At 65.5% G+C, this 11,250-nt stretch carries 10 protein-coding genes; 3 read left to right on the top strand and 7 right to left on the bottom strand.

The features are described from left to right. Nucleotides 1–4: 4 nt before the first annotated feature. Nucleotides 5–178: a DUF2613 domain-containing protein gene (locus H276_RS24105; protein WP_018602702.1), complete on the bottom strand. Its 174-nt coding sequence runs from the start codon at nt 176–178 to the stop codon at nt 5–7. Between the two features lie 151 nt (nt 179–329). On the opposite strand from H276_RS24105, the gene H276_RS0112980 reads away from it, so the two are divergent. Beyond that, the gene (locus tag H276_RS0112980; RefSeq protein ID WP_019971745.1) at nt 330–1,466 is read left to right on the top strand and encodes a glycoside hydrolase family 3 N-terminal domain-containing protein; all 1,137 of its coding nucleotides are present in this window, start codon (nt 330–332) and stop codon (nt 1,464–1,466) included. 95 nt (nt 1,467–1,561) lie between these two features. Further along, complete coding sequence (locus H276_RS0112975) at nt 1,562–2,194, top strand: TetR/AcrR family transcriptional regulator (RefSeq protein WP_019971744.1); 633 nt, start codon at nt 1,562–1,564, stop codon at nt 2,192–2,194. On the opposite strand, the gene H276_RS0112970 is transcribed toward H276_RS0112975, so the two are convergent. The 3 genes from H276_RS0112970 to H276_RS0112960 are packed head-to-tail and all read right to left on the bottom strand — an operon-like array spanning nt 2,159 to nt 5,471. Continuing rightward, a complete protein-coding gene (locus H276_RS0112970; protein WP_026356937.1) occupies nt 2,159–3,244 on the bottom strand; it encodes a methyltransferase in 1,086 nt (361 codons plus the stop codon). The two genes, H276_RS0112975 and H276_RS0112970, sit on opposite strands and share 36 nt — an antisense overlap. Nucleotides 3,245–3,280: 36 nt before the next feature. Beyond that, nucleotides 3,281–4,096 carry a MaoC/PaaZ C-terminal domain-containing protein gene (locus tag H276_RS0112965; RefSeq protein WP_051111437.1) on the bottom strand — a complete coding sequence of 272 codons (816 nt, stop codon included), beginning with the start codon at nt 4,094–4,096 and terminating at the stop codon, nt 3,281–3,283. Between the two features lie 13 nt (nt 4,097–4,109). Continuing rightward, the gene (locus H276_RS0112960) at nt 4,110–5,471 is read right to left on the bottom strand and encodes a 3-oxoacyl-ACP reductase (RefSeq protein WP_019971741.1); all 1,362 of its coding nucleotides are present in this window, start codon (nt 5,469–5,471) and stop codon (nt 4,110–4,112) included. A gap of 74 nt (nt 5,472–5,545) precedes the next feature. Between H276_RS0112960 and H276_RS0112955 the strand changes: the two genes are divergently transcribed. Next, nucleotides 5,546–6,847: an acetyl-CoA C-acetyltransferase gene (locus H276_RS0112955; RefSeq protein WP_026356936.1), complete on the top strand. Its 1,302-nt coding sequence runs from the start codon at nt 5,546–5,548 to the stop codon at nt 6,845–6,847. A gap of 346 nt (nt 6,848–7,193) precedes the next feature. Here the strand turns inward: H276_RS0112955 and H276_RS0112950 are convergent, their stop codons facing one another. The 3 genes from H276_RS0112950 to H276_RS0112940 all read right to left on the bottom strand — a co-directional run bounded on the left by H276_RS0112950 (nt 7,194) and on the right by H276_RS0112940 (nt 11,122). Further along, nucleotides 7,194–8,378: a PLP-dependent aspartate aminotransferase family protein gene (locus H276_RS0112950; protein ID WP_019971739.1), complete on the bottom strand. Its 1,185-nt coding sequence runs from the start codon at nt 8,376–8,378 to the stop codon at nt 7,194–7,196. Between the two features lie 168 nt (nt 8,379–8,546). After that, nucleotides 8,547–9,188, bottom strand: coding sequence for a DUF1361 domain-containing protein (locus H276_RS0112945; RefSeq protein ID WP_026356935.1), 642 nt, complete (start codon nt 9,186–9,188; stop codon nt 8,547–8,549). Nucleotides 9,189–9,274: 86 nt separating this feature from the next. Further along, the gene (locus H276_RS0112940; protein ID WP_019971737.1) at nt 9,275–11,122 is read right to left on the bottom strand and encodes an acyl-CoA dehydrogenase; all 1,848 of its coding nucleotides are present in this window, start codon (nt 11,120–11,122) and stop codon (nt 9,275–9,277) included. Nucleotides 11,123–11,250: the final 128 nt, after the last annotated feature.

The raw sequence follows: 11,250 nt of genomic DNA, 5'->3' as shown, positions 1-11,250 counted from the left end.
AGTTTTAAGTACGGTCGCCGTACTCGACTCGGTTGAGCACCGACGACGCCGGATCACCCGCCTGCAGCGGAGGCTTCGTGTCCTGTTGCACCATCAGCGTCACACCGAACACGGCGGCCGCGCCCAACAACAAGCCGACCACGATGCTGGCGGCAGACGGGACGACGAACCGGTTCACCCGGCCAACCTAGCACGGCCCCTCACACCAGGTAGTACAGCTTTGTATCGGCCCGAAAACTGGCTGACTATCAACTCAGCGGGTGTGGGGGACCGGCGGCGTCGAGCCCGAGGTCGGTTCGCAGCGGCCGTTGTGACTACCCTCAGGACACATGCCCCGCGTTCTGAGTGTGCTCGTCGCGCTGTCCGGACTGTTGCTGGCGTGTTCGCCATCCACCCAGGCGCCAGCGGATCACCAACATGCGAGCAGCAGCAAGCCGCTGCCCAAAGCGCCGGTCGCGCAGAGCTGCGATCTGACGGCACTGCCCACCCGTGACAAACTGGCCCAGTTGCTGACCGTCGGGGTGACCGACGGCGACGATGCCCGCCAGGTCGTGACCGAGCAGCATGTCGGCGGCATCATGATCGGCAGTTGGACCGACCTGTCCATGTTTTCCGACGGTTCGTTGAAAGACATCGCCGACGCGGCCGGTCCGTTGCCGCTCGCGGTCAGCGTCGACGAGGAAGGCGGCCGGGTGTCGCGCCTCGCATCGATCATCGGCAAGCAGCCGTCGCCGCGGGTGCTGGCCCAGACTCAGACCTCCGACGAGGTGTACGGCATCGCGCTGGAGCGCGGCAAGAAGATGCACGATCTGGGTATCACCGTGGACTTCGCCCCTGTCGTCGACGTCACCGACGCCCCGGACGACACGGTCATCGGTGACCGGTCCTTCAGCAACGACCCGGCCAAGGTCACCGAATACGCCGGGGCTTACGCTCGCGGCCTGCGCGAGGCCGGAATTCTGCCGGTACTCAAGCACTTTCCCGGTCACGGTCACGGATCCGGTGACTCGCACACCAATTCGGTGACCACACCTCCGCTGGCCGACCTGCAGCAAGACGATCTGGTGCCCTATCGCACGCTGACCACCGAGGCCCCGGTCGCCGTCATGGTCGGGCACCTGGAGGTTCCGGGACTGACCGGAACCGACCCGGCCAGCCTCAGCGCGCCGGCCTACGAGCTGCTGCGGTCCGGCAATTACGGTGGCCCGCCGTTCAACGGGCTGGTCTACACCGATGACCTGTCCAGCATGGCCGCGATCAACGAACGCTACGGTGTGTCCGCGGCGGTACTCAAGGCATTGCAGGCCGGCGCCGACAACGCCCTGTGGATCACCACCAAGGAAGTGCCCTCGGTGCTGGATGGACTGGAAAAGGCTGTGGCGGCAGGCGAACTGTCGATGGACAACATCAATGCATCGCTGCAGCGGAACGCCGCGGTCAAAGGCCCGCTGCGCTGCGCGGGCTGACCCCACCGATCTCCAGACGTTGCCGCCGACGCGGTTGTGCTGTGGGATGGAGCAACGGCCCGCCGAGCTTATGCCCTGACAGTTACCATCATCGGATGGCAGGTGGAACCAAACGGCTGCCGCGTGCCGTCCGAGAACAGCAGATGCTCGACGCCGCGGTGCAGATCTTCTCGGTCAACGGCTATCACGAGACGTCCATGGACGCGATCGCCGCGCAGGCCGCGATTTCCAAGCCGATGCTGTACCTCTACTACGGGTCCAAAGAGGAGCTGTTCGGCGCCTGCTTGAACCGGGAGCTGACCCGGTTCGTCGACGTGGTGCGCGGGCAGATCGACTTCACCCAGAGCCCCAAGGACCTGCTGCGCAATGCGGTATTGGCATTCTTGACCTACATCGATGCCAACCGGGCGTCGTGGATGGTGCTCTACACGCAGGCCACCAGCTCGCAGGCGTTCGCCCACACCGTACGGGAAGGTCGCGAACGCATCATCGATCTGGTGGCCAGGCTGCTCAGCACGGGAACGCGTAACCCTGCGCCGGACAGCGACTTCGAGATGATGGCGGTGGCGTTGGTGGGCGCCGGCGAGGCCATCGCCACCCGTGTCAGCTCGGGCGACGCCGATGTGGACGAGGCCGCCGAGCTGATGATCAACCTGTTCTGGCGTGGCCTCAAGGGCAAGCCGTCCGAGGTGTCAGACCACGACGCCCTGCACCAGGCTGAACGGTGACGCTGTCGGTACCACGTTCGTGAGACGGAAACCGGCCTCCTGGTAGAGCTTTCGGTACTCCGCCGCGGTGCGCTCCCGGGCTGCGATTCCGATCAGCATCTCCATGTCGATCCATTTGCCGAGGAATCCCCGATCATGTTCGGGGATAACAGCTTCCACCAGCAGCAGGGTGGCGCCCGGAGCGGCGGCGCGGATGTTGCGCAGGATCGACACGGCCTGCTCATCAGGCCAGTCGTGAATGATGTTCTTCAGGATGTAGAGGTCCGCACCGGCGGGTGCGCTCTCGAAGAACGACCCGGGGATGATCTCCACCCGATCTTCAGTTCCATATTTGGCCAACAACTTTGGCGCCCCCTCGACCACCTGCGGGAGGTCGTACAGTATGCCGCGGGCCGACGGCGTTGCCTGCAGGATGGCCGAGAGTAGCCGGCCGTGGCCGCCGCCGACATCGGCGATGGTGGCGTACGGGGTGAAGTCGAAGGCTGCCACCACAGGGGCGATCGCAAGCTCCGAGACGGAGGTCATGGCGTCGTTGAAGATCACCCCGAGTTCGGGCTCGGAGCTGAGGTACTCGAACGCCTGCATGCCGCGCATCTTGGGGATGACGGCCTCGCCGGTGCGCACGGCCTCGCCGAGGCGGCTCCAGTGTTCGCGGTGTTCCGGAGCGCCGACGAACCGCGCCATCCCGGCGATCGACACCGGGGCATCGGTCCGCAGCGGGTCGGCCAATGCGTTGAGCGCGTAGCGTCCGTCGCGGGTGCGACGGAAGATGCCCTCGCCGACCAACGCGCGCATCAGCCGGTTGAGGGTGTCGGGGTTGGCGTCGACCCGGCGGGCCAGCTCCTCGGGCGGCAGTGGGCCGCCGGCCAGCGCGTCGGCCACACCGAGCTGGACAGCTGCGGTGATGCCTTGGGCCACCCAGGCGTTGAGGATCATCTCCAAGAGGGCAGCCGGTGGCGGCGCCGACCGCCGATGCAACAGGCGCAGGTGATGACGAATGCGGTCGACGGCGCGGACCAGCCTTACCGGGGGCACTTTGGCGGAAGTCACCGCCAGACTGTAGACACAAACCGCCGCGTTACGAACTCAGAGGGCCGACACCGTCCCCGTGAGGTGCGGGTAGCCCTTCGACAGGTTGCGCAGCGCCAGCGCCCAACCGTCGGCATCGCGTGACACGTAGAGCCCGGCGTTGGCCGGCAGGATCACCGGCTTGGCGAATCGCACCGAATACTTCACTGCGTCGGGCAGCTGTCCCTCGATGTTCGCCAGAACTGCCGCGGCACTGAACATTCCGTGGGCGATCACGGTGGGGAAACCGAACAACTTGGCTGCGACGGGGTTGGTGTGGATCGGGTTGTGATCCCCGCTGACGGCGGCGTAGCGGCGGATCTGCCCAGGTGCGATCCGCAAAATCGCGTTCGGTGGCCCGAGCTTGGGCTGCTTCTGCGGCGGCGGCTTCGGTTCGTCGGACAGACTGGTTCGCTGCTGGTGCAGGAACGTCGTCACCTGGTGCCAGGCCAGATCGTTGCCGACCTTGAGAGCGGTGACGATATCGACCAGCAGTCCGCGCCGGTGCTCGCGTAGGTTCGCCGCATGGACGGTAACGCCGACGGTGTCGGTGACCGAGATCGGCTGGTACTGCGTGATGTGGTTCTCGGTGTGCACCGAACCCATTGCGGCGAAAGGGAAATCGAATCCGGTGACCAGCGACATCACGGTCGGGAAGGTCAGTGTGAACGGGTAGGTCAGTGGCAGGGTGTCGCCGAACTGCAGCCCGGTCACCTGTGCGTACTCCGCGACGTTGGCCGGGTCGATGGCCAGGTCGTCGACGGTGATCGTGCGGGTGGGCAGGGTGTCGGAGCGGGGGACGAATGGCAGCGCCCCCACTACGGCCCTGAGCATGTTGTTCACCCGGTCACGCCCCCAGCATGGCCTGGCCGCACACTCGGATCGTGTTGCCGGTCACGGCATTCGACGCCGGGTTGGCGAAGTAGGCGATCAACTCGGCGACGTCGACGGGCTGGCCACCCTGGAACAGCGAGTTGAGGCGCCGGCCCACCTCGCGGGTCGCCAGCGGAATCGCCTCGGTCATCTTGGTCTCGATGAATCCGGGGGCCACCGCGTTGATGGTGATGCCCTTCTCGGCCAGCACCGGTGCCAGTGCGTCGGTGAGCCCGATCATGCCGGCCTTGGTGGTGGCGTAGTTGGTCTGCCCGCGGTTACCTGCGATGCCGGCCATCGATGACAGGCCGATCACCCGGCCGCCCTCTCCCAGCACCCCCGCGGCCACCAGACCCTCGGTGAGCCGTTGCGGCGCAAGGAGATTAACAGCGATGACGGAATCCCAGCGTCCCTCGTCCATGTTGGCCAGGAGCTTGTCGCGGGTGATGCCGGCGTTGTTGACCAGCACATCGACTTTGCCGCTGTGGTGTTCGGTGACGTGCGCGGTGATCTTGTCCACGGCGTCGTCGGCGGTGACGTCCAGGATCAGCGCCGTCCCGCCGACTTTTTCGGCCACCTGCGCCAGATCCTCGGCGGCACTCTCTACGTCCACCGCCACCACGGCAGCGCCGTCGCGCGCGAACACCTCGGCGATGGTCGCGCCGATGCCCCGGGCCGCGCCCGTCACGACGGCGACCTTGCCGGCCAACGCCTTGTCCCAGTCGGCCGGCGCGGTTGAATCGGCGGCACCCACCCGGAACACCTGCCCGTCGACGTAGGCGGACTTCGCCGACAGGATGAACCGCATCGTGGACTCCAGGCCGCTCGCGGCGGGGTTGGCATCAGCTGCCAGGTACACTAGGGCGATCGTGGCGCCGCGCCGCAGTTCCTTGCCCAGTGACCGGGTGAAGCCTTCCAGCGCCCGCTGAGCGATGTGCTCGTGGACGCCGGCAGCCTGTTCCGGCGTGGTGCCGACGACGACAATGCGCGCGCACGGGCCCAGGTTGCGCAGCACCGGGGTGAAGAACTTGTACAGCTCTTTGAGGCCCGCGACGTCGGTGATACCGGTGGCGTCGAGAACGACGCCACCGAAAGAGTCGGCCCACCGGCCGCCGATGTTGTTGGAGACGATGTCGTAGTCGTCGGCCAGGGCGGCGCGCAGGGGCTCCACCACACGGCCACCAGCGACGGAGCCGCCGATCAGCAGCGGTCCCGCCAGCGGCGGATCCCCGGCCAGGTAGCGGCGCAAGGTCTCGGGCTGGGGTACGCCCAGCTGCTTGGCCAGGAAGGATCCCGGCCCGGAGTTCACCAGTTGAGAGAGCAGGTCGGTAGCCATACCCACGAACTTACTCCTGAGTAAGAACAGTGGGTAATATGGCCCCGGACAACCCGAAAGTGGAGGGCAAACAGATGGCCAACAACACGACCCGGCGACGCGTTGCCGTATTGGGTGGCAACAGGATTCCGTTCGCGCGGTCCGACGGCGCCTACGCGAACGCCTCCAACCAGGACATGTTCACCGCGGCCCTGGACGGGCTGATCGACCGATTCGAGCTGGCCGGCGAGCGGCTCGGCGCGGTGATCGGCGGCGCTGTGCTCAAGCACAGCCGTGATTTCAACCTGATGCGCGAATGCGTGCTGGGCAGTGCGCTGTCGCCGTACACGCCGGCGTTCGACGTGCAGCAAGCCTGTGGCACGGGCCTGCAGGCGACCATCGCCGCGGCCAACAGCATCGCGCTGGGGCAGTACGATTCGGCGGCCACCGGCGGCGTCGACACCGCGTCCGACGCCCCGATCGCGTTCGGTGACGACTTGCGCCGGGTTCTGCTCGGACTGCGCCGTGCCAAGTCGAACGTCGACCGGCTCAAACTGGTCGGCAAGCTGCCGGCCTCGGTCGGCGTCGAGATTCCCGCCAACAGTGAGCCGCGCACCGGCAAATCGATGGGCGAGCACGCCGCGGTGACCGCCAAGGAAATGGGCATCAAGCGCGTCGACCAGGATGAACTGGCCGCCGCCAGCCATCGCAACATGGCCGCCGCCTACGACAGCGGCTTCTTCGACGACCTGGTCACGCCGTTCCTCGGCCTGTACCGCGACAACAACCTGCGTGCCGATTCGACTCCGGAGAAGCTGGCCAAGCTCAAGCCGGTGTTCGGGGTGAAGCTGGGCGACGCCACGATGACCGCGGGTAACTCGACCCCGCTCACCGACGGGGCCTCGGTGGTGCTGCTGGCCGGCGACGATTGGGCCCAGGCCCACGGCCACGAGCCGCTGGCCTACTTCGTCGACGGTGAGATGGCGGCTGTCGACTACGTCAACGGACCCGACGGCCTGCTGATGGCGCCCACCTACGCCGTGCCGCGCCTGCTGGCCCGTAACGGCCTGTCACTGCAGGATTTCGATTTCTACGAAATCCACGAGGCGTTCGCTTCCGTCGTGCTGGCTACGCTGACGGCCTGGGATTCCGACGAGTACTGCAAGGGCCGCCTCGGCCTGGATGCCGCGCTGGGCACCATCGACCGGTCCAAGCTCAACGTCAACGGCTCGTCGCTGGCTGCCGGGCACCCCTTCGCCGCCACCGGCGGGCGTATCGTCGCCCAACTTGCCAAGCAGCTGGCGGAAAAGAAGAAGCAGACGGGGCAGCCGGCGCGCGGCCTGATCTCGATTTGCGCAGCCGGTGGCCAGGGCGTAGCGGCCATTCTGGAGGTCTGATCCCCTCCTGACCAGGTTCGACGGGCTCCGCGAAGAACATTCGAAAAGTTTGTTTTCGCAAGTGTGTAACGGTCTGTGCGAGCGCATCGATACACGGGTAGCTCCGTGTTGCCGTCTGACCCCCCGACCCGACGGCAACACGGGGCCACCTTCAAAGCTGCGTGTGAATTCCGGTCGATTTTCCTCTGGTCTGAGGGGTACTGGAGGCGTAGGCTCGACCGTACGACGGGTTCGGGAGTGACTGATCCGAAGAGTCGGTCAAAGGGGTGAAAGACCGGCGGCGCGAGACCGATTGAGACGCCCCCAAATGTCCTCCCGAACCCGCCCTTTTTTGTCTTTGCAAGCCCTACAGCGCTGCGAGGGCGTTATCTATATCGGCGATGAGGTCGGCGGGGTCTTCCAGTCCGATGGACATGCGGATCATGCCGTCGGTAATGCCGCGTACAGCACGTTCCTCGGCGGTCAGGTCGCGATGGCTTGTGGTGATCGGTTGGGTCACCAGGCTTTCCACTCCGCCCAGGCTCGGGGCGATCGAGAACAGTCGCAGCTTGTCGACCACCGCGGCGGTCTGCTGGACGTCGGCGTCAAGGATGACGCTCAGCATGCCGCCGCTGCCGCTCATCTGCTTGGCCACGATCGCGGCCTGCTCGGCGTCCGCGAGCCCCGGATAGCGGACCTCGGCGACTCGCGGATGTGCGACGAGATGCGCAGCGATCTGTGCGGCGGTTTCGTTTTGGGCCCGCACCCGCACGGGCAGACTGCGCAGTGAACGTGCTAGCAGCGAGGCGACCTCGGGGGCGATCATTTGGCCGAGGTTCTTGCGCCACAGGTTGATCGGAACCAGGAGATCGGATGCTCCCATGACGGTCCCGGCGACCAGATCCGAATGCCCGCCCAAGTACTTGGTGGCCGAGTGGACGACCAGATCGGCGCCGAGCAGCAGCGGATTCTGATTGACCGGCGTGGCGAAGGTGTTGTCGACGACCGTAAGCACCCCGGCGGCCTTGGCGGTCGCGGCGACCGCGGCGATGTCGAACACGTGCAGCCGTGGGTTGGTGGGGGTCTCGAAGAACACCATGCGGGTGTTGTCGGTGAGAGCCCCGGCGAGTTGGTCGCGTTGGTCAGCCCGCAGGAACGTTGTGGTGATCCCGACGTGGGCAAGATTGGTCTGCAGCAGCTCGTAGGTGCCGCCGTAGACGTCACCGAGGCACACGATGTGTTCGCCGGCACCGACATGTGCGAGGAACGTCGCCGATTCTGCTGCCATCCCGGAGGAGAATGCCAAGGCCTGCTCAGCGTGTTCGAGGTTGGCAAGTTTGGCCTCCAATGCCCGCACGGTCGGGTTGAGCCCGTAGCGGGTGTAGAGATTGCCGGGGCGGCGTCCTTCCACGACGTCGAGCAGGTCGGCCGTGGTCTCGAACCCGAACGTCGAATGCCCATACAGCGGTGAGTGCAGAGCACCCTGGGAGTCGCGGACATCGCCGGCGTGCACGCTGCGGGTTCGGAGTCCATGCCGATCGACGTCAGTCATTGCGGTCCTTCCATGTCGTAAGGATCGATGAGACCACACCTCGGTCGCCGACCCACCTCTATGAGGATGTCATTCAGCCGGTCGGGCGCATCGGCAGGGCGCCATTAGGGCGTGCCGTCGTCGAGCCGAATCGCGTTATGACCTCGCATCGGCGGGCAGCACCATCGCTCAACCGCGGGACTGTAAACCGTTCAGCGCCCAAATAGTCAGATAGGCCAGCCCGAAGAACGCCGCGACGGCCGTGGCGACCCCCGTCGACTGTACGTAGGACAGCGGTGAGCGAACCCACTCGAACGTTGCCGCAACGACCGCATCGGGCCGCCTCACCAGGTCCCAGGAGTTCCACCGCTGGAACCGCCCGATCACCACGCCGATCGCGCACAGCCCCACCGAAAGAACCGCCACCAACCAACCCCAGACACCGCCGAATGTCCGCTCGATTCGCTTGTGCACCAACAGCATCGACACCACACCGAGTAGGATGCCGGTCCAGGCCGCGAACCCGTACTGCAGCACATGCCGCCACAGTTCGTAACCCTCGCCGAGGTGCACCAGATCGGTGACCAGATAGGGCGAGTTCGGCAGGAATACCAACCAGCCGAGGCCCAGTGGCAGTAGCCAGATCTGTCGTTCCACCAGGTCGAAGGCCACGGCGAAGATCATCGGGATCCACGCCAGGATCAAGTTCCACACCAGGAATTTGGTGGGGTAGGACAGTGGGGCGGCAGGGTCGGTGATCCCCAGAGCAAGGGTCAGCGCGGTCGTTGCCATCAACGAGACGACCAGCAGGATGCCACGGGCTTCAGTCACCCGGACCAGTTTGCCGGGTTCGGGACTGGCCCCGCCTACGAGGGTTGGTGTGATATCCGGCGGCGCCACTTCGTGTTTGAGCGGTTTTAGAAAGCCGCCTCGTCCAGCTCCATCACTTCGTTGTCGAGGGTCTCGATAACCTGGCGGGTGCTGGTCAACAGCGGCAGCATGTTCTTCGCGAAGAAGGACCCAGTGGCGATCTTGCCTTCGTAGAAGAGTCGGTCGTCAGCCCCCATCGACTGGCCGGCGCCGGCGTCGAGCTTCTCGATGGCCACCGCGGCCTGGCGCAGCAGCAGCCAGCCCAGCAGCAGGTCGCCGACCGAGAGCAGGAAGCGCACCGAACCGAGGCCCACCTTGTAGATGCTCTTGGGGTCTTCCTGCGCGGCCATCAGGTAGCCGGTCAGGCTGGCGGCCATGCCCTGCACGTCGGCAAGTGCGGTGGCCAGCAGAGCGCGCTCGGTCTTCAGCCGGCCGTTACCCGACTCGTTCTTGATGAACTGCTCGATCTCACCAGCCACAAACGCGAGCGCCTGGCCCTTGTCTCGGACGATCTTGCGGAAGAAGAAGTCCTGCGCCTGGATGGCGGTGGTGCCCTCGTACAGCGAGTCGATCTTGGCGTCGCGGATGTACTGCTCGATCGGGTAGTCCTGCAGGAACCCGGAGCCGCCCAGCGTCTGCAAGCTCTCGGTCAGCTTGGCGTAGGCCTGCTCGGAACCGAAGCCCTTGACCACCGGCAGCAGCAGGTCGTTGACCTTGTGTGCCAGCTCGCCGTCGATACCGTGCAGTGCCTTGGCGACGTCCTTGTCCTGGAAGGTCGCGGTGTACAGATACAACGCACGCATGCCCTCGGCGTAGGCCTTCTGGGTCATCAGGCTGCGACGGACGTCGGGGTGGTGCGTGATGGTGACGCGCGGCGCGGTCTTGTCCGTCATCTGCGTCAGGTCGGCGCCCTGCACGCGCTCCTTGGCGTACGCCAGAGCATTGAGGTAGCCGGTCGACAGGGTCGCGATGGCCTTCGTGCCCACCATCATGCGGGCCTGCTCGATGACGTCGAACATCTGCGCGATGCCGTTGTGCACCTCGCCGACCAGCCAGCCCTTGGCGGGCTTGCCGTCCTGACCGAAGGTCAGCTCACAGGTGGCCGAAACCTTCAGGCCCATCTTGTGCTCGACGTTGGTGACGTAGACGCCGTTGCGCTCACCCAGTTCGCCGGTCTCGAAGTCGAAGAGGAACTTCGGCACGAAGAACAGCGAGAGACCCTTGGTGCCCGGGCCAGCGCCCTCCGGGCGGGCCAGCACCAGGTGGAAGATGTTCTCGAACAGATCGTCGGAGTCGGCCGAGGTGATGAATCGCTTCACACCGTCGATGTGCCACGAGCCGTCGTCCTGCTTGACGGCCTTCGTGCGGCCGGCGCCCACGTCCGAGCCGGCGTCAGGCTCGGTGAGCACCATGGTGGCGCCCCAACCCCGCTCGGAAGCGAGGACAGCCCACTTTTTCTGCTCTTCGGTGGCGTTGTTGTAGAAGATCTGCGCGAACGCGGCACCGCCGGCGTACATCCACACAGCCGGGTTGGCACCCAGGATGTGTTCGTTGAGGGCCCACAGCAGCGCCTTGGGAGCGGGCACGCCGCCCAACTTCTGATCGAGGCCGACCTTGTCCCAGCCGCCGTCGATCGCCGCACGAACTGATTTCTTGAAGGACTCCGGCAGTGTCACGGAGTGGGTCTTGGGATCGAACACCGGCGGGTTGCGGTCACCGTCGGCGAACGAATCGGCGATGGGGCCCGCGGCCAGGCGCGCCATCTCGTTGAGCATCTCGCGGGCAGTGTCGGCGTCCAGATCGGTGTAGTCACCTGTTCCGAGGGCCTTGTCCAGACCTAAGACGTCGAACAGGTTGAATACCTGGTCACGGACGTTGCTCTTGTAGTGGCTCACATTTCCTCCTCGATGAGAATGCCACTTGTGGTTGGGTACTACGGATAAGTTACCCACCAGTAACTGAGGTCAACTATACCGTCCGGTAACTTCAACGCAAAGCCACCACGAGCAATTTCCGCCGGCTA

Source organism: Mycobacterium sp. 141 (assembly GCF_000382405.1).
GTDB lineage: Bacteria > Actinomycetota > Actinomycetes > Mycobacteriales > Mycobacteriaceae > Mycobacterium.
The sequence above is the reverse complement of the archived record's forward strand: the minus strand, read 5'-3'. Positions and strand labels throughout refer to the sequence as shown.